The sequence below is a fragment of the Paenibacillus cisolokensis genome (assembly GCF_018403665.1).
GTDB classification, from domain to species: domain Bacteria; phylum Bacillota; class Bacilli; order Paenibacillales; family Paenibacillaceae; genus Paenibacillus_AH; species Paenibacillus_AH cisolokensis.
Genome location: NZ_BOVJ01000016.1, coordinates 13,744 through 40,088 on the forward strand (window position 1 = coordinate 13,744; position 26,345 = coordinate 40,088).

22 protein-coding genes and 7 pseudogenes are annotated in these 26,345 nt (G+C 58.2%); all 29 read left to right on the forward strand.

All coding sequences use genetic code 11. The features are described from left to right. The first annotated feature begins 8 nt into the window (after positions 1-8). Positions 9-425, forward strand: coding sequence for a F0F1 ATP synthase subunit epsilon (locus PACILC2_RS02375; RefSeq protein WP_213527213.1), 417 nt, complete (start codon positions 9-11; stop codon positions 423-425). Positions 426-560: 135 nt separating this feature from the next. Beyond that, the gene (locus PACILC2_RS02380) at positions 561-1,352 is read left to right on the forward strand and encodes a tyrosine-protein phosphatase (protein ID WP_062490211.1); all 792 of its coding nucleotides are present in this window, start codon (positions 561-563) and stop codon (positions 1,350-1,352) included. A 156-nt stretch (positions 1,353-1,508) separates the two neighbouring features. Continuing rightward, a complete protein-coding gene (locus tag PACILC2_RS02385; RefSeq protein WP_213527215.1) occupies positions 1,509-1,997 on the forward strand; it encodes a Dps family protein in 489 nt (162 codons plus the stop codon). Between the two features lie 230 nt (positions 1,998-2,227). Next, positions 2,228-2,599: an NADH-quinone oxidoreductase subunit A gene (locus PACILC2_RS02390; RefSeq protein WP_213527217.1), complete on the forward strand. Its 372-nt coding sequence runs from the start codon at positions 2,228-2,230 to the stop codon at positions 2,597-2,599. After that, positions 2,584-3,101: pseudogene (locus tag PACILC2_RS02395) on the forward strand (NuoB/complex I 20 kDa subunit family protein). The gene PACILC2_RS02390 and the pseudogene PACILC2_RS02395 overlap by 16 nt, the downstream one beginning before the upstream one ends. Continuing rightward, the gene (locus PACILC2_RS02400; protein WP_213527219.1) at positions 3,098-3,784 is read left to right on the forward strand and encodes an NADH-quinone oxidoreductase subunit C; all 687 of its coding nucleotides are present in this window, start codon (positions 3,098-3,100) and stop codon (positions 3,782-3,784) included. The pseudogene PACILC2_RS02395 and the gene PACILC2_RS02400 overlap by 4 nt, the downstream one beginning before the upstream one ends. Positions 3,785-3,791: 7 nt before the next feature. After that, a complete protein-coding gene (locus tag PACILC2_RS02405; RefSeq protein WP_213527221.1) occupies positions 3,792-4,892 on the forward strand; it encodes an NADH-quinone oxidoreductase subunit D in 1,101 nt (366 codons plus the stop codon). After that, positions 4,892-5,907, forward strand: a pseudogene (nuoH, locus tag PACILC2_RS02410) (NADH-quinone oxidoreductase subunit NuoH). The gene PACILC2_RS02405 and the pseudogene nuoH overlap by 1 nt, the downstream one beginning before the upstream one ends. Before the next feature lie 15 nt (positions 5,908-5,922). Beyond that, positions 5,923-6,372 carry an NADH-quinone oxidoreductase subunit NuoI gene (gene nuoI, locus PACILC2_RS02415; RefSeq protein ID WP_062490225.1) on the forward strand — a complete coding sequence of 150 codons (450 nt, stop codon included), beginning with the start codon at positions 5,923-5,925 and terminating at the stop codon, positions 6,370-6,372. Continuing rightward, positions 6,372-6,887, forward strand: a complete 516-nt coding sequence (locus PACILC2_RS02420) for an NADH-quinone oxidoreductase subunit J (protein ID WP_213527224.1) — start codon at positions 6,372-6,374, stop codon at positions 6,885-6,887. The genes nuoI and PACILC2_RS02420 overlap by 1 nt, the downstream gene beginning before the upstream one ends. 1 nt (position 6,888) lies before the next feature. Beyond that, the gene (nuoK, locus tag PACILC2_RS02425) at positions 6,889-7,191 is read left to right on the forward strand and encodes an NADH-quinone oxidoreductase subunit NuoK (protein ID WP_213527226.1); all 303 of its coding nucleotides are present in this window, start codon (positions 6,889-6,891) and stop codon (positions 7,189-7,191) included. Between the two features lie 4 nt (positions 7,192-7,195). Beyond that, the gene (nuoL, locus tag PACILC2_RS02430; protein ID WP_213527228.1) at positions 7,196-9,058 is read left to right on the forward strand and encodes an NADH-quinone oxidoreductase subunit L; all 1,863 of its coding nucleotides are present in this window, start codon (positions 7,196-7,198) and stop codon (positions 9,056-9,058) included. Further along, a complete protein-coding gene (locus tag PACILC2_RS02435) occupies positions 9,058-10,686 on the forward strand; it encodes a complex I subunit 4 family protein (protein ID WP_213527230.1) in 1,629 nt (542 codons plus the stop codon). Before nuoL ends, PACILC2_RS02435 begins: the two co-directional genes overlap by 1 nt. Before the next feature lie 438 nt (positions 10,687-11,124). After that, positions 11,125-12,251: pseudogene (locus PACILC2_RS02440) on the forward strand (NADH-quinone oxidoreductase subunit N). 144 nt (positions 12,252-12,395) lie between these two features. Beyond that, positions 12,396-12,647 (forward strand): DUF1146 domain-containing protein, encoded by a 252-nt coding sequence (locus tag PACILC2_RS02445; RefSeq protein ID WP_062490239.1) that lies wholly within the window; start codon positions 12,396-12,398, stop codon positions 12,645-12,647. Positions 12,648-12,936: 289 nt separating this feature from the next. Further along, a complete protein-coding gene (gene murA, locus PACILC2_RS02450) occupies positions 12,937-14,364 on the forward strand; it encodes a UDP-N-acetylglucosamine 1-carboxyvinyltransferase (RefSeq protein WP_062490241.1) in 1,428 nt (475 codons plus the stop codon). A gap of 184 nt (positions 14,365-14,548) precedes the next feature. Continuing rightward, positions 14,549-15,721, forward strand: a complete 1,173-nt coding sequence (gene spoIID, locus PACILC2_RS02455; protein ID WP_244863171.1) for a stage II sporulation protein D — start codon at positions 14,549-14,551, stop codon at positions 15,719-15,721. Positions 15,722-15,831: 110 nt separating this feature from the next. Continuing rightward, positions 15,832-16,560 (forward strand): M23 family metallopeptidase, encoded by a 729-nt coding sequence (locus tag PACILC2_RS02460; protein WP_213527231.1) that lies wholly within the window; start codon positions 15,832-15,834, stop codon positions 16,558-16,560. A 246-nt stretch (positions 16,561-16,806) separates the two neighbouring features. Continuing rightward, positions 16,807-17,088, forward strand: a pseudogene (gene spoIIID / locus PACILC2_RS02465) (sporulation transcriptional regulator SpoIIID); the annotation flags it as partial. Positions 17,089-17,231: 143 nt separating this feature from the next. After that, on the forward strand, positions 17,232-18,236 hold the full coding sequence (locus PACILC2_RS02470) for a rod shape-determining protein (RefSeq protein ID WP_213527233.1): 1,005 nt from the start codon (positions 17,232-17,234) through the stop codon (positions 18,234-18,236). A gap of 145 nt (positions 18,237-18,381) precedes the next feature. After that, positions 18,382-19,251 (forward strand): flagellar hook-basal body protein, encoded by an 870-nt coding sequence (locus PACILC2_RS02475; RefSeq protein ID WP_213527236.1) that lies wholly within the window; start codon positions 18,382-18,384, stop codon positions 19,249-19,251. A 17-nt stretch (positions 19,252-19,268) separates the two neighbouring features. After that, entirely contained in the window at positions 19,269-20,111 is an 843-nt protein-coding gene (locus PACILC2_RS02480) for a flagellar hook-basal body protein (RefSeq protein ID WP_213527238.1), read from the forward strand. Between the two features lie 14 nt (positions 20,112-20,125). Then, positions 20,126-20,476 carry a DNA-directed RNA polymerase subunit beta gene (locus PACILC2_RS02485; RefSeq protein WP_213527240.1) on the forward strand — a complete coding sequence of 117 codons (351 nt, stop codon included), beginning with the start codon at positions 20,126-20,128 and terminating at the stop codon, positions 20,474-20,476. 165 nt (positions 20,477-20,641) lie between these two features. Continuing rightward, positions 20,642-21,207: pseudogene (locus PACILC2_RS02490) on the forward strand (CDP-alcohol phosphatidyltransferase family protein). A 144-nt stretch (positions 21,208-21,351) separates the two neighbouring features. Then, positions 21,352-21,782: pseudogene (gene fabZ / locus PACILC2_RS02495) on the forward strand (3-hydroxyacyl-ACP dehydratase FabZ). Positions 21,783-21,842: 60 nt separating this feature from the next. Continuing rightward, complete coding sequence (locus PACILC2_RS02500; RefSeq protein ID WP_213527242.1) at positions 21,843-23,558, forward strand: phospho-sugar mutase; 1,716 nt, start codon at positions 21,843-21,845, stop codon at positions 23,556-23,558. A 117-nt stretch (positions 23,559-23,675) separates the two neighbouring features. Beyond that, positions 23,676-24,857 (forward strand): annotated as a pseudogene (locus PACILC2_RS29115) (DUF5693 family protein); the annotation flags it as partial. Positions 24,858-25,113: 256 nt separating this feature from the next. Next, positions 25,114-25,698 carry a DUF5693 family protein gene (locus tag PACILC2_RS29120; RefSeq protein WP_372447022.1) on the forward strand — a complete coding sequence of 195 codons (585 nt, stop codon included), beginning with the start codon at positions 25,114-25,116 and terminating at the stop codon, positions 25,696-25,698. Continuing rightward, positions 25,671-26,345: polysaccharide pyruvyl transferase family protein (locus PACILC2_RS02510; protein ID WP_213527244.1), on the forward strand; the 675-nt coding region annotated here is incomplete at its 3' end. The genes PACILC2_RS29120 and PACILC2_RS02510, both read left to right, overlap by 28 nt.

Consider the following 26,345-nt stretch of genomic DNA (forward strand, 5'->3'; position numbering starts at 1 on the left):
GTATCCACATGAGCACCTTTATGCTAGAAATCGTTACGCCTGAGCGTAAGCTTTACGAGCAGGAAGTCAATATGGTCAGCGTGAAGGGAGCGGAAGGCGAGCTTGGCATTTTGCCGCATCACATTCCGCTCGTCACGCCGCTGCGCATCGCGCCTGTCGTCATCAAGAAAGACGGCAAGCAGACCGTTGTCGCCGTGAACGGCGGCTTTATTGAAGTGCGCAAGGATAAAGTCGTCATTCTCGCGGAGAGCGCGGAGTTTCCGGAAGATATCGATGTCGAACGGGCGCGAGCGGCCAAAGAGCGGGCGGAGGCGCGGCTGAAAGCCGCGAAAAAGGACGAGATCGATTTCCGCCGGGCCGAATTGTCGCTGCAGCGCGCGATGAACCGGCTGAATGTGAAAACGGCATATGATGTCATCGGATGAACGCCGTCGGGCAATTGCCCGGCGGTGTTTTTATTTTTTGGCACTCTCAAGATGGCTATGCCGTTTACGCCGAGGCCGTTTCTTTTGTAAAATAGAACCAAATAGACGAGGCTTTCCGCGGAAGGGAGAGTTGCAATGCTGGATCTTCACTGTCATATACTGCCCGGCATTGACGATGGGGCGGCGGATTGGGAAACGTCTTTGAAAATGGCGCGGGCGGCTGCGGACGACGGGATAACCGGCATTGTAGCTACGCCCCACCATGCCAACGGACGCTACGACAACGAAGCGGCGTCCGTGCGGGCGCTGACGGCAGAGCTGAATGAACGGCTGCGAGAAGAAGGCATTCCGGTAACGGTATATAGCGGGCAGGAAATTCGCGTCCATCGAGATTTTCTTTCCAGCTTAGAAAGCGGGCGGCTGCTCACTGTTGCCGACACGCGTTACATCCTGATCGAAATGCCGGCCTCCGAGGTGCCGAAAGACATGTACGAGCTGGTCTATGAGCTGAGGCTGCTCGGCATGCGGCCGATTATCGCCCATCCGGAGCGCAATGCCGGCATCGTGCGCGTTCCCCGCCAGCTGCGCGAATTGGTTGAAGCCGGCGCTTACGCCCAGGTGACGTCCCATTCGCTGCTCGGCGCGTTCGGGCGCGGCATCGAAAAGGCGGCCTGGTCGCTATGCCGTCAGGGCTTGATCCATTTCGTCGCGAACGATGCGCATCACCCTGTACAGCGGGGCTTCCGCCTTAACGAAGCATACAAGCAGATCGGCGCAACTTTCGGCGAGGAATGGGCTTCCATGTACAAGCGGAACGCCCGTATGCTGCTTCATGATGAGGAGGTGCAAAGCGGCGAGCTGCCGGTTGCCGGCACCGCGGCCTCCGGCTGGCAGCGAATACGGAGATGGTTCGGACATCGCCATTGACGGAATTTATTGCGAACCCGGCATAAATGGACGCCATTCTTCTCACACTATCGGTGAATGTTTCACCCCAATACCGTCCGGTTAATATTAACCATATGGACAAGCATGATGTAGGGACGCTCGCAACGCCAGATTGAATCGGAAGGAGTGGCATCGATGGGACAACAAACGGCCGGAAGCAAAGCCGGCAGCGATACGTCGCAGGCAAGCCGCAGGGTGATTGACCTGCTTAACCGGCAGGTGGCGAACTGCAACGTTTTATACGTCAAGCTTCACGATTACCATTGGAATGTCAAAGGACCAAACTTCTATACGCTTCATGCCAAGTTCGAGGAATTGTACGATGAAGTGACGCTGTTTATGGATGAGGTTGCGGAGCGTGTGCTCGCGCTCGGCGGCAAGCCGCTTTCCACGATGATCTCGTATTTGGCCGAGACGACGCTCTCCGAAGCCAAAGGCGATGAGGATGCCGAAGCGATGGTTCGGAGCCTGATCCAGGATCTGTCCCAGGTCGCGGCCGAGCTGAAGGAAACGGCCGAGATTGCGGACGAAGCCGGCGATCTTCCGACGCACGACATGCTCGTCGGCAAGCAGGAGCAATTGGAGAAGCATGTCTGGATGCTGGAAGCGTTCCTCGCTTCCTGATGCGGATGAATTATATATAGACCAACGGAAACCGGCCCATCTGTCGAAAACGGCAGACGCCGGTTTTTCTTGCGTACGCCGGGCATATCCATAGAGTAAGAGCCGGAAACCGGCAGGCGGGAAAACCCTATCATAGACGTTTGTGGCAGCATTTGTTATAATTGTGAAGAAAATTTGACAAGCGGTGCGTTCCGCCGTTCTTCACATCATCTGGTCATGGAGGCGATTGTGTGGAGAAGTATGTCAACAACTATGTCATTGTAACGATTTTCCTGCTGCTCGGCATTCTGCTGCCCGTAGCGGCGCTTGCCGTCGGACGGGTTCTTCGGCCGCACAAGCCGAACGATACGAAGCAGACGACTTACGAAAGCGGGAATGAGCCGGTCGGCGAAGGTCAGGTCCGCTTCAACATCCGTTATTACCTTTTCGCTCTTATGTTTGTCATCTTCGATGTGGAAACCGTATTTCTATACCCCTGGGCCGTCGCTTACAACCAGCTCGGCCTCTTCGTATTGGTGGAGATGCTCATTTTCGTCGGCATGCTGTCGATCGCGCTGTTCTATGCCTGGAAAAAGAAGGTGCTGCAATGGAATTCCGACTAGAATCCATTACTCCGGAGGAGCGGCAGGAGCTGGAGCGGAACGTCTTTATGGGTACGCTGGAACAGTTGAAGGCGTGGGCGCGCAGCAATTCGCTGTGGCCGCTGACGTTCGGTCTTGCCTGCTGCGCGATCGAGATGATGGGGACGGGGGCGTCCCATTACGATCTTGACCGTTTCGGCGTCATGTTCCGTACTTCGCCGCGCCAATCGGATGTCATGATCGTGGCCGGGACGGTAACGAAAAGATGGGACCGCTGCTGCGCCGGCTTTACGATCAAATGCCGGAACCGAAATGGGTGATCGCCATGGGCTCCTGTGCGACGGCGGGAGGCCCGTATGTCCATTCCTACTCGGTCATGAAGGGCGTCGATCAGATCGTTCCCGTAGATGTATATATTCCGGGCTGCCCGCCCAATCCCGCCGCACTGATCTACGGGATTAACAAGCTGCAGGAAAAAATCCGCTACGAAGCCAAAACCGGAAAGCGGGTGACGAGCCGATGAGCGACGAGCACCAGACGAAAGAGGAAGCGCTTTCGCCGAAGGGAGCGGACGGCGGTGAACGGAGCGAAGCTCCGGGCTCGGCGGCCGACACAGACCGGGAGGCGAGGAAGCGTGAGGCGGCGGAAGCCCGCGAGGCCGCGGCGAAGCCCGGTTCCGAGGCCGGAGCGTCGTCTCGGACGGAACCGGAGGAGCCGCGGAAGCCGTCTCCCAAGCAGCCGCAGCTTGACGAGGCGGCCGCGCTCATTCGCGCTCTCGTGGCGCCAGACGCGGTGGAGGAAGCGTATTTGAACGAATTGAACGGCGATATGCCGACGCTGGTCGTCAAGGCGGAGCATTGGCGGAAGACAGCCGAACTGGTCAAGCATCATCCGTCGCTGCGCTGCGACTACTTGCGCAACGTCTCCGGGGTCGATTACGAGACGCATATGGAGGTCGTATACCATCTCGTCTCCCTCGACAGCCGCAAGGAATTGGCGTTCAAGGTGCGCACGGACCGGGAAGCGCCCTCCGTGCCGTCGGTCACGCCCGTCTGGCAGACGGCAAATTGGAACGAGCGCGAAATCTACGATCTGCTGGGCATCGATTTTCCGGGCCACCCGAATTTGGTACGCATCATGATGCCGGACGATTGGGTGGGGCATCCGCTGCGCAAAGATTACGAACCGTTCGATCCGGAGGTGTGACGAAAGCGTGATCCGTACCGAAGAGCTGCTGCTGAACGTCGGCCCCCAGCACCCCAGCACGCACGGCGTATTCCGGGTGATCGTCAAGCTGGACGGCGAGGTAATCCGGGAAGCGATTCCCGTCATGGGCTATTTGCACCGGGGAACCGAGAAGCTGGCGGAAGGGCTGAACTACACGCAAATCATTCCCTATACCGACCGTATGGACTACGTTTCGGCGATGACGAATAATTACGTGCTTGTCCATGCCGTCGAGACGATGATGGGGCTGGAGGTGCCGGAGCGGGCGGAATTTTTGCGGCTGATCGTCATGGAGCTGCAACGCGTGGCGAGCCATCTCGTATGGTGGGGAACCTATTTGCTCGACATCGGCGCGATGAGCCCGTTTCTATACGCTTTCCGCGACCGCGAGACCATCGTCAATCTGTTCAATGAGCTGTGCGGCGCCAGGCTGACCTACAACTATATGCGCGTTGGCGGGGTGAAATGGGATGCGCCGCCAGGGTGGATCGACAAGGTGCGGGATTTTATTCCGTACATGGAAAAGAAGCTGCAGGAGTACGACAAGCTGGTCAGCGGCAACGAAATCTTCCTGGCCCGAATTAAAGGAATCGGCAAATACGACGCGAAGACGGCGATCGATTACGGATTGTCCGGAGCGAACTTGCGCTGTACCGGCGTCAAGTGGGATCTTCGCCGGTCGGAGCCGTACAGTATCTATGACCGGTTCGAATTCGATATTCCGGTCGGCACGAACGGCGACTGCTACGACCGCTATCTGATCCGGCTGGAAGAAATACGCCAGAGCTTGCGTATATTGAAACAGGCGGTCGAGCAATTTCCGCCGGAAGGGCCGACGATGGGCAAGGTGCCGCGTGTCATCCGGCCTCCGGCCGGGGAGGTTTACGTGCGAATCGAGTCTCCCCGCGGCGAGATCGGCTGCCATATCGTCTCCAAAGGCAAGTCGGAGCCGCACAGGCTCAAATTCCGGCGGCCGTCGTTCGTCAATTTGCAAATCTTGCCGAAGCTGCTCGTCGGAGAAACGATGACCAACCTCATTACGATACTGGGCGGCATCGACATTGTCGTCGGGGAGGTGGACTGTTAATGGGCTCGTTGTTGGAGCAGCCGCTTACGCTGGGCAATGCCGCCGTCTTTTTGCTGTGGAGCGCCGTCCTGCTGATCATCGTGCTCGGATTCGTCACGTACGCCATCTACTTCGAACGGAAGGTGATCGGCTGGATGCAGCTGCGGATCGGTCCGAACCGCGTCGGTCCGCTCGGCCTGCTGCAGACGGTCGCCGATATTTCCAAGCTGCTCATGAAGGAGGACACCATTCCGCGGAAGGCGGACAGGACGCTGTTCATCCTTGCGCCGGCGCTTGCCTATATCCCGGCCTTTACCGTGCTGGCGGTCATTCCGTATACGCAAACCTGTATTTCGCCGATCTGAATGTCGGCTTGCTCTATTTCGTTGCCTTGTCGGGCATTTCGACACTTGCGATCGTCATCGGCGGGTGGGCGTCCAACAACAAATACGCGCTGCTCGGCGGCATGCGCTCCGCGGCGCAAATGATCAGCTACGAAGTGCCCCTCGTCATTTCCGTCACCGGCGTTATCATGCTCAGCGGCAGCCTCAATTTGCGCGACATCGTCGCGGCGCAGGACGGCGGCTGGTTCTGGAACTGGAACTTCCTGCCTCAGCTTCTCGGCTTCGGCGTTTTCGTCGTCGCCGCCGTTTCGGAACTGAACCGGACGCCGTTCGACCTGCCGGAGGCGGAGTCCGAACTGGTGGCCGGCTACCATGTTGAGTACAGCGGCTTCCGCTTCGCGTTCTTCATGCTGGCCGAGTACGTATACGTGTACGCGATCGCGGCGCTGACGACCGTGCTTTTTCTCGGCGGATGGCATGCGCCCGCGCCGTTTCTCGATTTCGTGCCGGGCATCGTCTGGTTTATGCTCAAGTTCGCGTTTATCGTTTTCTTCCTGTTCTGGCTGCGCGCGACTTTTCCGCGGGTGAGAATCGACCAACTGATGGGGCTCGGCTGGAAGGTGCTGCTGCCGCTAGCGCTGCTCAACGTGTTTTTGACGGCCGTCTATATGGAGCTGTTCACCAAGGGGTAAGAAAGGGATGAAGAGATGAAAGGTCTGATCAAGGGGCTTGGCGTTACGCTCAAATCGTTGACGTCGAAGAAGGTCACCACTTCCTATCCCGACGAGCCGTTCGTCATGCCCGACCGGTTCCGCGGCATACAATACTTCGAACCCGACAAATGCATTGTATGCAATCAATGCGCCCGCATCTGCCCGACGGATTGCATCACGCTGACAGGCAAACCGAACCCGGACCCGGAAAAGAAGGTCAAAGTGATCGATACGTTCGACATCAATTTCGAAATTTGCATTTTGTGCGACCTGTGCACCGAAGTATGTCCGACCGAAGCGATCGTCATGACGAACAACTTCGAGCTTTCCGCATACAGCCGCGACGAGCTGTTCAAGGACAAGGAGTGGCTGAGCGCCAACAACACCAATATACGGCAGGACAACAACAATATCGGGGCGCCGGGAAAGGGGGGAGCCAGATAATGCTCCATTTGGACATTACGGGCGAATTCGTCGCCTTCTTTCTCTTGTCCGTCGTCATGATTACGGGCGCGGTCTTGACGATCAGCCTGACCAAAGTGGTGCATATGGTCGTGTCGCTGGCCGCCGTTTTTCTCGGGCTCGCCGGCATGTTCGTCTTGCTGCAGGCCGAATTCGTCGCTTTCGTGCAGGTGCTGATCTATACCGGCGCCATATCGATTCTGATGATCTTCGGCATCATGATGACGGAGCATCGGGCCGAGGGTACGGACCCGGTGAAGCCGCTGCACGAGACGCTTGCGGCGGTCGCCGCGCTCAGCCTGTTCGGACTCCTGTTCTTTGCCATCCGCGCCAGCGACTTTCCCGAACCCGCGCCGTTTCCGTTCGGCGAAGATCAGACGCTCGAGATCGGCAAGCTGCTGTATACCGGTTATCTGATCCCGTTCGAGCTGTTGTCCGTGCTGCTGACGGTCGCATTTATCGGGGCAATCGCATTGGCGCGAAAGGAGGCCGGCTGATATGCTGTCATCTTATTTGACATTGGCGGCCATTCTGTTCTGCATCGGGCTTTACGGAGCGTTAGTCAAACGAAATGCCGTCGTCGTGCTGTTTTCGATCGAGTTGATGCTTAACGCGGTCAATCTCAATTTGATCGCCTTTGCCAAGTATGGCGCCGCGCCTTCGCTGACCGGGCATATTTTTACCCTCTTCACGATTTCCGTCGCCGCTGCCGAAGCGGCCGTCGGGGTCGCGGTGCTCATCGCCTTGTTCCGGTCGCGCGGAACGGTCAACATAGACGAATTCGATGAAATGAGGAGGTAGCCGGATGCAGTCGATTGCCTCATACGCCTGGCTCGTCCCGCTGTTCCCGTTTGTCGCGTTCGCTGTGTTGTTGGCGTTCGGCCGCGGCTTTCGGACGTCCGGCATCGTCGTCGGCAGCGCCGGCAGCGCCGCTTCGCTTATCATGTCGCTGCTTGTACTGGCAGAACGGCTCGGAACGAACGCGGATGATTACAACGCAGGATTCGAGTGGATCGCGATCGGGGAGTTCACGCTCCGGATGGGCTTTGAAGTGACAAACCTGACGACATTGATGCTGGTCGTCGTTTCGCTGGTAAGCTTTCTGGTCAACATCTTCTCGGCCGGCTATATGCGGGACGACGAGCGGATCACCGTCTTTTACGCCTATGTCGCGCTGTTCGTTTCTGCCATGCTCGCTCTCGTCCTGGCCGACAACCTGCTGACCTTCTATTTCTTCTGGGAGCTGGTGGGCGTCTGTTCCTTCCTGCTGATCGGCTTCTGGTACGCCAAGCCGGAGGCGAAAAAGGCGGCGAAGAAGGCGTTCGTCGTAACCCGGATCGGCGATGCCGGCCTGCTGATCGGCATTCTGCTGTTGTTCTGGCATATGCCGAATCGTTCGCTCGCCTTTACCGACATTTCGAATCTGTTCGGACAACCGGGGATGGCGGACTCCGGTATGACGACACTGATCGCGCTGCTTTTGTTTCTCGGGGCGGTCGGCAAGTCCGGCCAGTTCCCGCTTCACGTCTGGCTGCCGGATGCGATGGAAGGTCCGACGCCGATCAGCGCGCTGATTCACGCCGCTACGATGGTGGCGGCAGGGGTGTTCCTGGTGGCACGTACGTACGATATCTTCCTTGCGTCCCCGGCCGCCATGGATACGGTAGCGTTTATCGGGGCGTTCACCGCGCTGTTCGCGGCGACGATCGCCGTTGCCCAGAACGATATCAAACGGATACTCGCCTATTCCACGGTCAGCCAGCTCGGCTATATGATGATAGCGCTCGGTCTCGGCTCGCTCGCCGGCGGCATCTTTCACCTGTTCACGCACGCGTTCTTCAAGGCGCTATTGTTTCTCGGAGCGGGCAGCGTCATTCACGCGGTACATACGCAGGATATTCGGGAGATGGGCGGTCTTGGCGCCCGGATGAAGCTGACCGCCTGGACGTTCGCCATCGGGGCGCTGGCGCTTGCCGGCATTCCGCCGCTTTCCGGCTTCTGGTCCAAGGACGCGATTCTGACGGCGGCGCTTGCCGGTCATCCGGCGCTGTTCGCGGTCGGGCTGCTGACGGCGCTCTTTACCGCTTTCTATATGGCGCGGCTGTTCTTCCTCGTGTTCGCCGGCAAGCCGAAGACGGGTGCGCGGGCGCATGAGTCGCCTGCCGTCATGACGGTTCCGCTCGTTCTGCTGGCCGTGCCGGCGATTGCGGCGGGATTCGTGGAGATGCCATGGAACGGCTGGCTGGGCGAGTGGCTGACGGGCACGGCGGAAGAGACACATGGCGGAAGTTTGGCGTTCGTCGCCTCGACGGCTGTCGGACTGCTCGGCATCTACTTGGGATGGGCGGTTTATGCCAAAGGCTCGATTCGCCGGGACGCCGTGTCCTCCCGGATGCCATGGCTGCTGCGCGCGCTGGAGCGAAAGTATTATATCGACGAAGCCTACCAGCGGGTTGCGGTTCGGCCGCTTCTGGCGCTCGGACGCGGTCTGCAGGCGGTTGACGATTACGTCGTGGAAGGCATCGTCCGGTTTGCCGGATGGTCGGCCATCGCATTCGGCCGTGCCGGAATCCGGCTGCAGAACGGGCAGGCGCAAACCTATGGGCTGACGGCCGTTATCGGCCTCCTCGTGCTTGCGGCTCTATTCGTCGGAAGGAGGTTCTGGTAATGGTGGCGGACTGGCCGATCTTGTCGCTTATTGTGTTCTCGCCGCTGATCGGTATCGCCGTTCTTCTCTGTATGCCGGGTCACCGCAGCAATTGGCTCCGTACGACGGCGGTCGCGGCTTCGCTTGTGCCGCTCGCGCTCGCCCTCTGGCTTTATGCCGAATACGATCCGGCCGCCGGAGGGGCAGCGTATGAGGAGCGGATGACGTGGATATCGGTACCGCTTAATAAAGAGGCATTCGGCTCTGTCGCATCTTTCAGGATGGAATTTCAATATCATCTGGGGATCGACGGCCTGTCGCTGCCGCTGGTGCTGCTGACGGCTGTGGTCGCCGTTATGGCCGCGCTCGCGTCAGTTCATATCAAGAAGCGGTGGAAAGCGTTCTACCTGTGGTTTTTGCTTTTGGAAACCGGCATGCTCGGCGTCTTCCTGGCGCGGGACATTATCCTGTTTTTCGTTTTCTTCGAGCTGACGCTCATACCGATGTTTTTCCTGATCGGCATTTGGGGGCTGTTCAACCGGGAGAAGGCGGCGAACAAGTTTTTGCTGTACAACGGTCTAGGCTCGGCCATCATGCTTGTCGCATTCGTCATCCTGATTGCCACGGCCGGTTTTTCCGCCGAGCAGCAAGCGGACAACCGGACGTTTGACGTCGTTTATAGCGGCAGCTACGAGGCGCTCCATCATAATTTGAACGACCCGCAGTCGTACGCGAACCAGCCCGGCGGCGGGAGCGGTGCGGACAATCCGTACCGGCTGACGGACGGGATGCGAACGGCGCTGTTCGTGCTGCTGCTGATCGCTTTCGGCATCAAGCTGCCGATTTTCCCGTTTCATACCTGGATGCTCAGGGTGCATGCAGAGGCGCCGCCATCGATCGTCATGATTCACTCCGGCGTGCTGCTCAAGATCGGGGCCTACGGTCTGATCCGGCTCGGCGTATTCCTGTTCCCCGAGCAGGCGCAGCAATGGGCGGTTGCGCTGGCGGCGCTTGGCGTTGTCAATATGCTGTACGGGGCGGTTCTGGCCTTCGTTCAGACGGAGTTCAGGCTCGTGCTCGCCTACTCATCGGTCAGCCATATGGGGATCGTGCTCCTGGGCATCGCGTCGTTGAATGAAATCGGTTTGCAAGGAGCCGTCTTCCAGCTTGTGTCCCACGGTCTTATATCGGCGCTGCTGTTTCTGATCGTCGGCAGCCTGTACGAACGGACCGGCACGACGCGGTTGCCGGAGCTGGGCGGGCTGGCGAGACCCTTGCCGTTCATGAGCGGCCTTCTGCTGGCGGCAGGCCTCGCCTCGCTCGGACTGCCCGGACTGTCCGGTTTCATCGGCGAGTTTCTGGCGCTGCTCGGGCTGTTCGAAACGCAGAAGGCACTGGCGGCGCTGGCGGTGCTTGGCGTTATTATGGCGGCGGTCTATGTGCTTCGCAGCGTGCTCGGCATCACGTATGGGCCGCTGAATGAACAGCATGCTGCGCTGCCGGATGCGCGGCTGATCGAAGCGGTGCCGATGATCGCGCTGATGGCTTTGATCGTGCTGCTCGGCGTGTATCCGTCGCTCGTAACCGATACGCTTCAGCAAAGCTTCGGACCGCTCCTGGACACATTCATCGTAAGGGAAGGGGGATAGACCATGACCGGAGGGCAATGGAGTGCGCCGATCATGTGGGCGGACATGGGCTATCTCGCGCCGGAAGCTACGCTTGCCGCCTTTATGCTGGCGCTGGTGCTGCTGGATCTGCTCATGCCCAGGAAGTATGACCGCTCGCTAATCGGGTGGATTGCGCTTGGCGGCGTGCTGGTATCGATGGGGCTTGTCATCTGGAGAATGCTGGAGATGAATCCGGTCTGGGGCGCTCCGGAAGACGCGGTCCGGGCAGGCGCCGCAGTCAGCCTTCTCGGCGACAGCTACCGCATTGACGACTTCGCAAGTTTGATGAAGACGGTGTTTCTCGCCGCGACCGGACTCATTTTGCTGATGAGCGTCGGGACGGTGAAAGAGCGGGACGTTCCGACGCGCGGGGAGTTTTACTACTTGCTGCTGCCGGCGACGATCGGGGCGATGACGATGGCCTCCGCTGGCGATCTGATTACGCTGTATATCGGTCTGGAACTGCTGAGCATTACGACCTATGTCCTGGTCGGACTCCGGAAACGAAGCTCGAAATCGTTCGAGGCCGCCTTTAAGTACATCGTAACCGGAGGCATATCGTCGGCATTTATTCTGTTCGGCATGTCCTATCTGTATGGCTTGACGGGATCGACGGGACTGAATGAGATCGGAATGGCGCTGCCGCAGCTGGTGACGGATTATCAAGCGCTTGTGTACGCCGCCTTTTTCTTCATGATCGCCGGCTTCGGCATCAAAATTGCGACCGCTCCGTTCCACGCCTGGGCTCCGGATGTGTATCAGGAGCTCCGACTCCGGTAACCGCCTACCTGGCAGTCGTCTCGAAAACGGCGGCGCTTGCGATCGTCATGCGGGTCTTCTACAACACCGTCTATTTCGCGGAATCGGGCGCTGCGCCGGTAAACAAGGACGTGTTTACAGCGCTGCTGGCGGTGGCGGCAACGGCGATGATCGTCGGCTCCACGGCGGCGCTCCGGCAGCGGAACGCCAAGCGGCTCCTGGCGCTGTCCGGCGTAGCCAACGCCGGATATTTGCTCGTGCCGATCGGCCTGTCGCTGTCCGGCGCGCACAGCAACAATTTCGGCGAATTTTTCTTCTACGCTGCCGCTTATCTGTTCATGAACATCGGCATGTTCGCCGTGCTGTCGGCCGTGTCGGATTCGACCGGCAACACGGAGATCAGCCGCTTTGCAGGCCTGTATCACCGGGCTCCCTGGACGGCGGCGGCATCGGTCGTCCTTCTGCTGTCTTTGGCCGGATTGCCGGTGACCGGAGGCTTCTTCGGCAAGCTGTTCATTCTGATGGGCGCGGCCGCCGAACGGCAGTATTGGCTGGCGGCGATTATGGCCGTAACCAGCATTGTGACCTACTATTTTTACTTCGGCATCATTCGTCAAATGTTCATGCGTACCGCTTCGGACGAACCGCTCAGGATGCCGGCAACCGTGTCGTTGACGCTGTGGATATGCGCGGTTGCGACGGTGCTGCTCGGCCTGTTCCCGAATCCGGTTATGCAGTGGATCGATCGGATATTCTCCTTGCCGGGCGATTTGATCATCCGTTGACGGCCTAATCGCCCGTCCCAATCCAAAGCTGTTTTCCATGCCGCGCAGTACTCAGGTCCGCGCGGCTTCTGTATGGCCGGGGATATACGTTATAATAAAGTTTCGAGGATTAAAGGTTCGAGCAAGGGAGAATGTGGTTAACTTATGGATATCGATCGGATCCACACGCTGACCGGAATGACCGGTCTGCTCTCGATTGTCGTCGTATTGTTCAGCATTGTGCTCGCCTGGACCGTTCTTCAGGAGCTGAAACTGGATGTTTTCATGCGCAGGCCGAAAGGACCCAAGGCGCGCATTCTCCAGGTTATGCTGGCGATCGTGCTCGGCCATGCCTTCGCTTCGTTTATTCTGGATTATTGGCATTGGTCGAACATGCTGAGAGGTTTTGTCGAATAACAACGGCGAAATATGTCAACAATGGGTAATACGTAACGGTACGAAATCGGCACTTCCTTACGAATCTTATGAAAACGCGCTATTTGTCAGCATTGGGGCCGGCTGACGATGCGCCGCAGATCACTTTGCTCAAGCGATACCGGCCGGCATATACGCATTTATGCAGTACGACGTAAGGTGCGGGAAATAAACGCTTGTCGATTCATGTAGAGGAATGTTATGATGAAGTTTGGCATCGAGCAAGAGTACCATATTTTCGGAATTAGGAAGCGCGGAGGGAAACCATAAGATGAGCAAAATAGTCGTCCGCGGGGGCCGTAGGCTGGAGGGAACGGTTCGGGTGCATGGCGCGAAGAATGCCGTCCTCCCCATACTGGCAGCCTCATTGTTAGCAACAGAAGGAGAAAGCGTCATCTGCGACGTTCCCCTCCTCGACGATGTAATAACGATTCAACACGTGCTTGCATCGCTTGGAGCGCAACTGACATACGCAAATGAAACGATGCGGGTTACCGCAACGAACATAACCTCGTTTGAGGCCCCATATGAGCTTGTACGTAAAATGCGTGCTTCGTTCCTCGTCATGGGTCCGCTGCTTGCCCGGGTGGGGCAGGTGCGGATATCGCTGCCGGGAGGATGCGCGATCGGCACAAGGCCGATCGACCAGCATCTGAAAGGCTTTGAGGCGCTGGGCGCGGAAATTATGATCGGTCAAGGATTCATCGAGGCGAAAACGGCAGGACGGTTGAAAGGCGCGAAAATTTATTTGGACGTCGCCAGCGTCGGCGCGACCGAAAATATTATGATGGCCGCCGTCCTGGCCGAAGGAACGACGATCATCGACAATGCCGCCAAGGAACCGGAAATTGTTGATCTGGCGAATTATTTGAACAAGATGGGGGCCAAAGTCCGGGGAGCCGGTACCGGTGTAATCCGGATTGAAGGTGTGGAACGGCTGCGCGGTGTAACGCATACGGTCATTCCCGACCGCGTGGAAGCCGGCACGTTCATGATCGCCGCGGCGATTACCGGCGGCGACGTCTTTATCGAAGGGGCCATCAGCGATCATCTTGGTCCGGTTATTTCCAAGCTGCAAGAGATCGGCGTGAAAGTCGAGGAGGAAGAGAACGGTATTCGCGTACAGGCGAACGGACCGCTCAAATCGGTCGACGTCAAAACACTTCCTTATCCGGGATTTCCTACCGATATGCAAGCGCAAATGATGGCGCTGCTGATGGTGACCGAAGGAACGAGCGTCGTGACGGAGACCGTCTTCGAGAACCGGTTCATGCATGTCGAAGAGTTCCTGAAGATGAACGGACAAATTCGAGTGGAAGGCCGATCGGCTATCGTAAGCGGCGGTTCGGCGTTGTGCGGGGCGAAAGTCTGCGCGACGGATTTGCGCGCCGGCGCCGCCCTGATCTGCGCCGCGCTGTGCGCGGATGGCGAGACGGAAATTACAGGCGTGCATCATATCGACCGCGGCTACGTCGATATTACCGGCAAGCTGGCCGCGCTTGGCGCTTCTATCGAGCGTCTGGAGGAAGCGGAACCGGCCGAAGCCGCTCCCCGCATTTCTTTGAGCGAAGTGGTCCATACCGCACCTGTACCGCCAATCCCGGCATCGGCCGCTTCCGGCGCGGATAGCAAGGACAACAAGGACAGCAAGCGCGAGAAGGATGTCACAGTTATCAAAGTGCAGCCGACCTGGGCTTGAGCCCGGAGGGCTGACCGCCTGTTCGATCGGGCGTCGAATTTTATAACATTATCGGAAGCTGCGAATATCGCAGCTTCTTTTTTTTTTGGATGCCGGGGCACTGCTAGAAAGCCGGTTCTATTCTATTAGATCCGCTCATAGAATGGGATCAATCACAGCTTGCCGGGACAGGAAGGAGCGGAAAATGAGAGCGATAAGATGGCGGATTATCGGCGGGCGGCGAAGCTGGCTGCGGCGTTGGGCCGGGAAAAGGGCGGCGCGCTGGTGGATACTGTTCGGGCTTGGCGCGCTGCTAGGAGGGGCGCTGGCCGGTCTTCATGCGGGCGTACGGGCGGACAAGCCATCCGTCCCCGCAGATCGCGCTTCCGCGATCGAGAGCCGTGAAGGCGCCGATTCGGCTTCGGCGCAAGAGACATTGAATAGGGACATGGCCGGCACGGGTCCGTCCCGGGAGGTTGCGCCTTCGGATCGGCAGGACGACGCGCAGCCGGCTCCGGGGCCGCTCGACCGGATGATCGTTCGCGTCTATTTGACGAAGGAGAAGCGGATTGAGAAAGTTCCGCTCGAATTGTATATTCGAGGCGTCGTGGCCGGCGAAATGCCGATCGAATTCGAAGAGGAAGCGCTCAAGGCGCAGGCGATCGCTGCGCGTACCTATATCGTCAGACGGTTGACGCTCGGGGATCGCAGCGGCATAACGGTCGACGGGGCCGATGTTACCGATACGATCGATCATCAAGTATATATCTCTTTGAAACAGCTCGCTAAGCAATGGCCGAAAGAAGAGAGGAAAAAGAATCTGGACAAATTGAATCGTGTCGTCGAGGAGACGAAGGGACTCGTCATCACGTATGACGGCGAGCCGATAGAGGCGGCTTTTTTCTCGACCAGCAACGGGTATACGGAAAATTCGGAAGACTACTGGCAGGAGGAACTGCCTTATTTGCGCAGTGTCGCAAGCCCGTGGGACATCCATATTTCCCCGAAATATAAAGAAACGGTAACGTTCGAGCTCAGCGAATTTTGCCGGTTGCTCGGAATCCGCAAGCGGGAGGCGGCTTCGCTTCGGGTGCTGGAGTGGACCGACGGGCACCGGATCCAATCGGTCGCAGCCGGAGACCGAACGTGGAGCGGGCGCGAAGTGAGAGAGAAGCTAGGTCTTCCATCCACGCAATTCGAATGGAAGATTGAAGGCGATAAGGTGGAAGTGACCACCTACGGCTACGGACACGGTGTCGGCATGAGCCAGTGGGGAGCCAATGGTATGGCCATGGAAGGCTCGACAGCCGGGCAAATATTGCGCCACTATTATTCGGGAACGAAAATCGAACAAGCTTCGAAGCTTGTGGAACGATAGCCGTTCCGGCAATCTCGTCGCGGCCATTCGCTTGCAATCTTCAAAAATAGCGATCATCTCACGTATAAACAGAATCGTTCTGGCAACAATGGCTAGTGAGGTGATAGAAGATGAATGAGCAGAACAAACCGAAACAAGAGCAAGAAGCTCCCAAAACCGCAATGGGAGAATCGTCTGCTGCCAAGTCTTCGGGCTGGAAAAAGGCGCTGTCGAAAAGATGGGTTTCTCCGGCAGTGTTCGTGGCCGCGGCAGCTATCATCGTAACCTTAATGTGGATCTATCAGGGAGCGGAACAACCCGAGCCGGCATCCGAGACTTCCGAACTGACGGAGACCGAAGGGGCAAACGGTGAACAGGCTGTACAGAAAGATACGCTGGAGGTGACGACCGGCGGCGAGCTGATGCAGTATCCGGTCGCCAACCGGGACGAGCTGGAAGAAACGATTCCTTACTACAATGCCGAAGCTTCCGGCGAGGAGCGCGCGGCAGCGATGCTGCAGACCGGCAATACGTTCACGCCGCATACGGGCATCGACTGGGCAAGTCCGAACAATGAAACGTTCGACGTGCTGGCTGCGCTCAGCGGCAAAATCAGCCGGGTGGAAAAACATCCGACGAACGGCGGCATCGTGGAAATTACCCATGGCGACGGCCTGACGACCGTATACCAGAGCCTAGCGGACATTCAGGTCGAGAATGGCGAGGATGTGAAGCAGGGCACGGTTATTGCCAAAGCGGGCCGCAACGAGCTGGAAAAAGACCAAGGCGTACATCTTCACTTCGAAGTGCTGAAGGACGGCAAGCCGATCGACCCGAACATTCTGTTCGATCAGCAATAACGGAACTTGAATGAGACAGGCAAGGGCATCGTCCTTTGCCTGTTTCATTTTGGAACCGGGAAAAACGCGCTGCGGCGGCATACGAGCTATAAAAATGAGGCGGCCGGGAGTCATTCCCGGCCGCCGTTTCGGATGCGAATTTGAAAATTATTGCAGGATTGAGGCTTGTCACGCTTGGCTATAAAGAATATCTACCCGTACCCCTCATATAATGTACCAAACTATCTCGAGTAGGGAGGCGGGAACGTGCACGATTACATCAAAGAACGGACGATAAAAATCGGCCGTTGTATCGTGGAAACGAAGCATACGGTACGGACGATCGCCAAAGAATTCGGCGTTTCCAAAAGCACGGTGCATAAAGATTTAACCGAACGGTTGCCGGAAATCAATCCCGACTTGGCGGATCAGGTCAAGCACATTCTCGAGTACCATAAGTCGATCCGCCACTTGAGGGGAGGAGAAGCGACCAAGATTAAATACAAGAAATCGAACAGCAAGAAGCGGGAGGTGATCGCTGCGGCAAAATTGATTGATTATCGGCGCTTTGAAAAAAGGAGTTTTCCGTTTTCTGGCGAATTAATAATGTTGGGTATTGCCATGCTTTTGGCATCATTTTATGATGGTGTTTAGATATGCCGAACATTATTTCGTTGGAGGACGTAACCCTTATGCTGAGCAAGGATATCGGAATTGATCTCGGAACGGCCAATGTGTCGATTCACGTGAAGGGCAGAGGCGTCGTGCTTGACGAGCCTTCCGTCGTCGCGATCGAAAGCGACACGAAGCGCGTGCTGGCTGTCGGAGAAGAAGCGCATCGGATGGTCGGGCGGACTCCCGGCAATATTGTTGCCATTCGTCCTCTCAAAGACGGTGTTATTGCGGATTTTGAAATTACGGAAATTATGTTGAAAGCGTTCATCGACCGTGTCGGCGGACGCAACTGGTACAGCCGCCCGCGCATACTGATCTGCGCGCCAACGAACATTACGTCGGTCGAGCAAAAAGCGATACGCGAGGCGGCTGAACGCAGCGGGGCGCGGGAGGTTTATTTGGAAGAGGAGCCGAAAGCGGCGGCGATCGGCGCAGGTATGGATATCTACCAGCCGAGCGGCAATATGGTGGTCGATATCGGAGGGGGCACGACGGACGTAGCCGTCCTGTCGATGGGAGACGTTGTGACCGCCGCTTCGATTAAAGTCGCGGGGGACAAATTTGACGCCGCGATTATGAAATATATTAAAAACAAGTACAAGCTGCTGATCGGAGAACGGACGAGCGAAGATATTAAGATCAAAATCGGCACGGTGTATGCCGACGGCAAACGGGAAGAAATGGACATTCGCGGACGCGACATGGTGACGGGCCTGCCGCTTACGATTACGATTCGTTCGGAAGAAGTGCAGGAGGCGCTGTGGGACTCCGTCTACACCATCGTAGCTTCGGCGAAGTCGGTATTGGAGCAGACGCCGCCGGAGCTGTCGGCGGATATTATTGACCGGGGGGTCATTCTTACAGGCGGGGGAGCGCTGCTTGACGGATTTGACGCCTTGCTGGCGGAGGAGCTGAAAGTTCCCGTACTCGTTGCCGACGATCCGATGCATTGCGTGGTAAAGGGAACCGGCATTATGCTGGACAACCTCGACAAGGTGACGCGTCGCAAGATCAGAGCGTAGTATAGGACGGGACTGCGACAAAAGGCCGGCCAGCGCGAACGATTCACGTTTCGGGCTTCGCCGGCCGATAATATTATTATGGAGTGTCCAAGCCTATGCTTACGAAGCTGACTTTGCTTCGCAAAGTCTTGAGGAGGTCATAATCTTGCTGAGAGGTCTGTACACGGCCGCGTCGGGAATGCTCACCCAGCAGCGCCGCCACGATACGGTGACGAACAATATAGCCAACTTGAACACGCCCGGCTACAAGCAGTCGGTCGCCGTGTCCCGCTCCTTTCCGGAGATGCTTCTGTCGATCGTCGGCGCCAGCGATCAGCCTAATGCGGCTATCGGTCCGATCCATACGGGCGTGCTGGCCGAAGAGAGTTTGCTGCTGCATTTGCAGGGCGATCTGCTGAAGACGAACCGGATGTCCGACTTCGCGATCGTCTCCGAAATTGCCGTACCGGGAGCCGTATTCGACGAATCGGGCAAATACGTGACGCCGGAAGGCGAAACGATTTTTCAGCCGCAAGCGTTCTTTACCGTGCAGAACAGGGACGGTGAAATCCGCTACACAAGAGGCGGGCAATTCGTCCTGACCGAGACCGGCGATCTGATCACGCCTGACGGGGCGGCGGTGCTCGGCGAGGGCGGCCAACCGATCCGTTTCGAGCCGGGGACAAGCCTGGAGGGATTGTCCTTGACGGCGGACAGACAATTCGTGGATGCCGAGACGGGCGAGCCGACCGGCCAGCGTCTGCTGCTCACCCGGATCGACGATCCGAACCGCCTCGTTCGCGAAGGAGACGGCAAATTCCGGCTGAACGAAGAAGATGCCGCGCTTGCCCGCGAGCTTGAGGCGGATGACGCAGTTGTCGTTCATCAAGGCTATATCGAACGGTCCAATGTCGATTCCGCCCAATCGATGGTCGACATGATGGCGGCTGTTCGGGCATACGAAGCGAATCAGAAAGTCGTCCAGTTTTATGACCGGAGTCTGGAAAAGGCCGCCAACGAAGTCGGACGGGTGTAACCGGAGGGGGATAATACGTGAACAATTCCATGATCACCGCCATGTCGTCGATGAACGGACTGCAGCAGCGTCTCGATCTGCTCGCCGAAAACGTCGCCAATGTCAATACCGCCGGCTACAAACGGAAGCAAGCGACGTTCAGCGATCTGCTTCGCACCGTGCAGCAGCAGCCGGAGGCATTCGAGCGGCCGGGGCGTCTTACGCCGGGCGGATTTTCCCAGGGCTGGGGAGCGCGAATGCATATGCTTCAGCCGGACCTCAGTCAGGGTGCGCTTAAAGAAACGGGACTTTCGACCGATGTCGCGATCGAAGGCAATGCGCTGTTCGAGGTGGTGACCGATGCGGAAGGGACGCGCGCGTTTACGCGCAACGGCGCGTTCCAGTTGACGTTGAACGGAAACGGTGATACCATTTTGGCAACAGGCGACGGATATCCGGTCGTAGCGGTGATGACCGGCGCGGACGGACAGACGGTCGAAGGCAATGTCGTACTGCCTCCGAACTACGATCTTCGGATTTATCCGGACGGCCGGCTGGAAGCCGTGAACGCCGAAGGGACTGCGGTCGGACTCGGTCGGCTGAAGGTAGTGGAACCGACGAAGCCGGCGCTGCTGGCGGCGGTTCAGGACAATTTGTTTGCGGTTCCGAACGGGGTGAATCGGGACGACGTGCTGACCGATATCGTGCCCGGCGAGGGGAACCGGATTTCGCTGCATCAGGGGTATCTGGAGCAGTCGAACGTCAGTCTGGTCGACGAATTGACGGAATTGATTAACGTGCAGCGCGCTTACCAGCTGAGCGCAAGGGCATTGTCGTCCAGTGACATGATGATGGGCATGGCCAATTCGCTGCGCGGATAGATAGGATGATGGACATGAGCGTGGAAAAGACGAAACTTGGCGTTTCCCGAAAGACGGACCGGGAAACCGCCGATCGTCTCTCCCATGACGAAGGCGGCCGGGAACGCGGGAATGACGCGGCTTCCCGGACCGAAGGGGAAACGCCTTCCGCCAACAAGGCGGGCGCTTCGGGCAGGAGCCGTTCCAGATGGCTGCGTGCCTTACGTATCATTCTTCGAATATGCGTCGTACCCGTTCTTTTTCTAATCGCGCTGTGCGGCGGATTGTACATCGGGTATGTCGTGCTGGGCAACGGATCTGCCGACGACGTGTTTGATTGGACTACGTGGCAGCATATGTACGATCTTATTTTTGCCGATTCCTGATTGTTCGATTCCGAACGGTCGGACGGCCGTATCACCGCTCAAGAGCCGGACTTGGGAGGTGTTTTTTTTTGCCGGCATAGAGTTATAATGAGTGGGGACCTCGCAGCCCGAAAAATCAGCAAGTTCGGCGGGAATGGAGCGAGAATGGAAGAAGGGGGCGTAAGCGTGAATTTGCCGAATATGTTGACACTTCTGCGGTTTCTGCTCATTCCCGTTTACGTCGCCGTGTTTGCCGACGGTCGCTTGATATCGGCTTTTCTCATTGTCGCCGCGGCGGGATTGACCGATATTCTGGACGGTTATATTGCCCGCAAGAGCGGCCAGGTGACGGCGGCAGGCATGATGCTCGATCCGCTCGCGGACAAGCTGATGCTCATTACGGTCATTCTGTCTCTTGTTCTGACCGGACGCATTCCGTGGGCGGCGGCGGTTTTGATGTTCGTGCGCGATCTCGGGATGATTGTCGGTTCGGCCTTTTTTCATTTTCGCGGGAAAAAGACAGTGCCGGCCAACTGGATGGGCAAGCTGACGACCGTGCTATATTACATAGCCATCATGCTCATTTTTTCGATGTGCCGTATGCACAGCAATGTCTGTGGGGGGTCATCGCGTTTTCGTTTATAACGTCGGGGATGTATATCGCGCTGTTTCTGTCCATGAACCGGTCCGTGCCATCCTCTGCGCAAGAGACGCCCGCGAAGCCCGGCGCCGACGGCGCCGACGCGTCGTGAAAAGAGGCCCGGCCGGCGGATGCTTCGATCCGAAAGCCAGACCCCCTTATCTCAACCTTCATGAACTGCAGTTTCACGAAGGATGCCTCTATTTTTTCAAAGCGGCGCTTAATTATGCGCCATGCCGCGAAAGGAGACGCTGCCATGCTTGACATTACGCAAATTCAGGAGATTATCCCTCATCGTCCGCCGTTTCTGCTGATTGACCGCATTTTGGAAGTGGAAGCCGGGGTAAGGGCGGTGGGTATCAAAAATGTAACGATGAACGAACCGTTTTTACCGGACATTTTCCGGGTTATCCTGTCATGCCCGGCGTTCTGATCGTAGAAGCGCTGGCTCAGGTCGGTTCGGTCGCCATGCTGATGAAGGAGGAAAATCGCGGGAAACTGGGCTTTTTTGCCGGAATAGACGGATTTCGCTTCCGCGACCAGGTCAAACCCGGCGATACGCTGCGGCTCGAAGTTGAAATTACACGCCTGAAAGGTACGATAGGCAAAGGACAAGCCGTGGCGACGGTGGACGGCCGCAAGGTGGCGGAGGGCGAGCTGATGTTCGCGCTGTCCGATCCGAATTGACGCTGTTAATAATTGACGCTATTAGATATTTTTAATCGATGATCAAATGGAAACGAAAGGATGGGTGCCATGTCACTTCAAGCGGCGCATGAGCGATATGAAGCCTGGTTGAACGACCCCTACATCGATGAGGCGACGAAGGAAGAGCTGCGCGGAATTTCCGGGCAAAAGAAGGAAATCGAGGACCGGTTTTACCGGGATCTGGAGTTCGGAACCGGAGGATTGCGCGGCGTCATGGGAGCAGGGACGAACCGGATGAACGTCTACACCGTCGGCAAAGCGACCCAGGGATTGGCCGAATGGCTGCTGCAGCGGGAAAGCGCCCCGTCGGTCGTCATCGCCCACGATTCGCGAAACCGGTCGCCGGAGTTTGCGCTTCATGCCGCCCTTGTGCTGGCTGCGAACGGCATCAAGGCGTATCTGTTCCCGTCGCTTCGTCCGACTCCCCAATTGTCGTATACGGTCCGGTCATTGAAAGCTTCCGGCGGCATCGTCGTGACGGCGAGCCACAATCCGCCCGAATACAACGGCTACAAAGTGTACGGGGCGGACGGCTGCCAGCTCGTTCCGGCCGCTGCGGAGCAGGTCATTGCGGCGATCCGGCAAGTGCAAAGCTTCGATCAAGTGAAGCGGCTTTCCCGGGAAGAAGCGGAACAGAAAGGGCTGCTGCAGTGGCTCGGCGAGCGGGAAGACCAGGATTACGTGAAGGCCGTCACGGCGCAAAGTCTGAACCGGGAGCTGCTGCAGGGCGAGCTGGGCGAGCGGTTCGCCGTCGTCTACACGCCGCTTCACGGGGCCGGCAATATTCCCGTTCGCGAGGTGCTGCGGGAAGCGGGCTTCAGAAGGGTATCGGTCGTTCCGGAGCAGGAACAGCCGGACGGTTATTTCAGCACGGTCAAATCGCCCAACCCGGAAGAACGCGAAGCGTTCGAGCTGGCCATCGAGCTGGCGCGGAAGGTGGACGCCGACATTATTATCGGCACCGACCCCGATTGCGACCGGATGGGCGCTGTCGTCCGCAACCATGAGGGAGAATATGTCGCGCTCACCGGCAATCAGTCCGGCGCGCTGATGATTTATTACGTTTTGAGCCAGCTTAAAGAACAGGGACGGCTGCCGGAGAACGGAGTCGTTGTCAAGACGATCGTAACGAGCGAGATGGGCGCCGATATCGCCCGGCATTTCGGGGCGGAAGTGGTCAATACGCTGACCGGTTTCAAATATATCGGGGAAAAAATGACGCAGTACGAGAAGTCGGGCGAAAAAACGTTTCTGTTCGGCTACGAAGAGAGCTACGGCTATTTGACCGGCACGTATGCCCGCGACAAGGACGCGGTCGTCGCGTCGTTATTGATTTGCGAGGCTGCGGCATACTATAGCCGTCAGGGCAAGTCGCTGTACGATGTGCTGCTTGAACTGTACGAACAATTCGGCTACTACCAGGAGCATCTGGAGTCCCGCACCCTGAAAGGGATCGACGGCGTTCAGAAAATTCAGGCGATCATGGAAGACTGGCGGACGAACGCTCCTGCCGAAGTCGCAGGCGTGACGGTGAACCGGGTGCTGGACTATCAAGGCGGATTGGACGGGTTGCCCCCTGAAAATGTGCTGAAATTTTTGTTGGCTGACGGTTCGTGGTTTTGCTTGCGTCCTTCGGGCACGGAACCGAAAATCAAAGTATATTTTGCGGTCAAGGGAAGCTCTCGGGAAGACGCTTCCGCCAAAGTGGCCCGCCTGACCAAAGCGGTAATGGGTCGGGTCGATCAAGTAGGTTAAGGAGTGGACTTCGTGCTTCGATGGCAGCAATGGAACCGTAAGGCCCAGAAATGGCTCCTGGCGTTGACGCTGATCGGCATGATCGCCGCCGTGCCGCTCGGCGTTGTGCGAGTGCAGATGGAGCAGACTTCCAAGGAAGTGGAATTCGTATTCAATTATCGCAATCTGGTGCAGATCGCATCGTATCATGCACATCCCCGGGCATTCCTGAACGAACATTTGAAGCAAATGAAGAACGCCGGCATTACGACAATGGCCGTGTTCGAGTCGACGCTGGCCGAATTGTCGACCGCCGGCCGCCTGACGCTGTACAACGGTACGCAGGCCGCCACGCTGCAGGGAAAGCTGCCGACGGTCGGCGAGAACTATACGTACCTGCTGTTCACCGGTCCGGAGGAAGAAGCGGCGATTCGTCCGATGATCGAGGAAACGTTCGCCAGGCTGGACATCCCGTTCGGTTCCTGGTCGTTTGGCGGACGCAACGGCATGGTGATCCAAACGCCGGTGGAAGACGCCATCCTGAAAACGATGCCGCCCGATCCGATGGCGCTGAAGCAGTTGAAGGATGCCGGGTTCCAAATCTTGCCGAGGCTGTCCGACCGGGTGCGGCCGTACGATCCGGACGCGACGGAGCGGATGCTGGCCGGGTTCGCGGAGCTTGGCGTCAAACGCATTCTGTTTGACGGCAATTCGGTGAAAGGCTACAACGACAATGCCGAGTTGAAAAGCCTGGAGCATTTTGGAAAGCTGCTCAACCGGTACGGCATCGGGGTCGTGTCTATCGAAAATATGAGGGTGCCGCAAGCGGGTCTGTCGCGCCTGGCGCTTCTGACCGATTACAATATCGTCAGACTGTATTCGCTCTCCGACGGAGACGCGGCCGCGATGTCGCCGGATGCGATCGCCGATCGTTTCCTGCTGGCGGCGAAGGACCGCAATATCCGGATGTTCTACATGAACGGCGCACCTACCCGCAGTCTCGAGCAAGGCGGCGTCGTTCACCCGCTGGACAATATCTACAAGGCGATCGGCAGCGAAGAGGGAGCGGTAGAGCGGCTCGCTTCGTTCGGATTTTCCTCCGGGTCGGCCGGGCATTTCGATGTGAAAACCTACGGCTGGCAGACGCCGGTCAAAGGCGTGGTGGCGCTTGGCGCCATCGCTTTGATCGCGCTGCTCGTCGGCGCTTTCGTTCCGGTTCTGCTCATTCCCGCATTCATTCTCGGCCTGCTCGGAAGCGCGGGCATTTATCTGGTGCTTTCCGGCTCGCTGCTGGAGCAGGCGCTGGCGCTCGGCGCGTCGATCAGCGCGCCGACGCTGGCCATGGTGTGGGCCGTCAATCGGGTGCGAAACCGTACGGACGGCGCGCGCCGGGCTGTCGGCGGGACGGACTGGACGATTGCGGCGCGCAGCGGCGCATTCGGCGGCAAGGAGAGCGACGCGGAAGAAGGACGTCCGGTACGCTGGATGTTCGACGGGCTGTCGGCCGGCAAACGGTTCGGCTCGCCCTTACGATTTTGCCGTGACGTCGCTTATTTCGCTCGCCGCGGTTCCGTTCGTGGTCGGGCTGCTGAACGACGTAACCTACAGCCTTGTGCTGGAGCAGTTCCGGGGCGTCAGCCTGCTTCATCTCGCGCCGATTGCGCTTACCGCCGTCTATCTGTTCCTGTATACCGGGGCGTCGGTCGTCGGCAGCGCCAAACGGATTTTGAAGATGCCGATTACAGTGCTGTGGGTGGCCGTAGCGGGCGTGCTCGGAGTGGTCGGCATGTACTATATGTCGCGCACGGGCAACGCCGGAACGGCTACGTCGCTCGAGCTGTTCTTCCGCAATACGCTAGAGTCGACATTCGGGGTTCGTCCGCGGTTCAAAGAATTTTTGCTGTCGCATCCGCTGTTTATATTCGGATTGTTCGTGGCGCTTCGATATCGGGTTGCCTGGGTATTGTTAATTGTGGGGTCGATCGGCCAGTTGTCGATGGTCGACACGTTCGCCCATATTCATACGCCGCTGCACATCTCGGCGATTCGCGTAGTTCTCGGCCTCGGCCTCGGCGCGGTGATCGGAATCGTCATCATCGCAGCGTGGCAAGTCGTTGAGGGGGCATGGAAACGATGGGGACCTCGAAACCTGAAATGGTGAGGCGCCTGGTCATTTCCGGCTACTACGGCTTTCGCAATAGCGGCGACGAAGCGGTGCTGAAGTCGATTTTGCTGGCGCTGAAGGAGCAGGGTGCGGCACAGGGCACGGATATCCGTCCGGTCGTGCTGTCCGCGGACCCGGTCTGGACGGCGGAGATGTACGGCGTCGACGCCGTTCACCGGATGCGCCCGGCGGAGGTGCTGCGGGCGCTGCGGGAAAGCGACGGCCTGATCAGCGGAGGCGGGAGCCTGCTGCAGGATGCGACGGGCGCGCTGACGATCCCGTATTATACGGGCATCATCAAGCTGGCGCAGCTGCTCGGCAAGCCGACCTTCATTTACTCGCAAGGGATCGGGCCGGTGAACCGGCGCTGGATGGATCCGCTGATCCGCCATGTGATGCGGCGGAGCGCGTATGTGTCGGTGCGCGACGCCGAATCCGCCGAGCTGCTCGGGCGGATGGGCGTCGCGCGCGACCGGATCGATGTCGTGCCCGATCCGGTCATGGGGCTGCCGCTGCCGCAGGACGCGGCGGCAGCGGCGCACGCCGGCGGCGCGGGCGATGCCCCGGCGCCGGCCGGGACCGCGGCGGCGCCGGTCGTCGGCGTCTCCTTGCGCCGGTGGCGCAAGGACGGGGCCGACCTGGCC

Excerpts from the sequence above, each read along its gene's own strand:
- PACILC2_RS02460 (WP_213527231.1), top strand. The coding sequence starts at position 15,832 with ATGAATGAGCAGAACAAACCGAAACAAGAGCAAGAAGCTCCCAAAACC.
- PACILC2_RS02375 (WP_213527213.1), top strand. The coding sequence starts at position 9 with ATGAGCACCTTTATGCTAGAAATCGTTACGCCTGAGCGTAAGCTTTAC.
- PACILC2_RS02485 (WP_213527240.1), top strand. The coding sequence starts at position 20,126 with ATGAGCGTGGAAAAGACGAAACTTGGCGTTTCCCGAAAGACGGACCGG.
- nuoI (WP_062490225.1), top strand. The coding sequence starts at position 5,923 with ATGAAAGGTCTGATCAAGGGGCTTGGCGTTACGCTCAAATCGTTGACG.
- PACILC2_RS02470 (WP_213527233.1), top strand. The coding sequence starts at position 17,232 with ATGCTGAGCAAGGATATCGGAATTGATCTCGGAACGGCCAATGTGTCG.
- PACILC2_RS02385 (WP_213527215.1), top strand. The coding sequence starts at position 1,509 with ATGGGACAACAAACGGCCGGAAGCAAAGCCGGCAGCGATACGTCGCAG.
- PACILC2_RS02445 (WP_062490239.1), top strand. The coding sequence starts at position 12,396 with ATGGATATCGATCGGATCCACACGCTGACCGGAATGACCGGTCTGCTC.
- PACILC2_RS02400 (WP_213527219.1), top strand. The coding sequence starts at position 3,098 with ATGAGCGACGAGCACCAGACGAAAGAGGAAGCGCTTTCGCCGAAGGGA.
- PACILC2_RS02420 (WP_213527224.1), top strand. The coding sequence starts at position 6,372 with ATGCTCCATTTGGACATTACGGGCGAATTCGTCGCCTTCTTTCTCTTG.
- murA (WP_062490241.1), top strand. The coding sequence starts at position 12,937 with ATGAGCAAAATAGTCGTCCGCGGGGGCCGTAGGCTGGAGGGAACGGTT.
- spoIID (WP_244863171.1), top strand. The coding sequence starts at position 14,549 with ATGAGAGCGATAAGATGGCGGATTATCGGCGGGCGGCGAAGCTGGCTG.
- PACILC2_RS02380 (WP_062490211.1), top strand. The coding sequence starts at position 561 with ATGCTGGATCTTCACTGTCATATACTGCCCGGCATTGACGATGGGGCG.
- PACILC2_RS02435 (WP_213527230.1), top strand. The coding sequence starts at position 9,058 with ATGGTGGCGGACTGGCCGATCTTGTCGCTTATTGTGTTCTCGCCGCTG.
- nuoK (WP_213527226.1), top strand. The coding sequence starts at position 6,889 with ATGCTGTCATCTTATTTGACATTGGCGGCCATTCTGTTCTGCATCGGG.
- nuoL (WP_213527228.1), top strand. The coding sequence starts at position 7,196 with ATGCAGTCGATTGCCTCATACGCCTGGCTCGTCCCGCTGTTCCCGTTT.
- PACILC2_RS02500 (WP_213527242.1), top strand. The coding sequence starts at position 21,843 with ATGGGTGCCATGTCACTTCAAGCGGCGCATGAGCGATATGAAGCCTGG.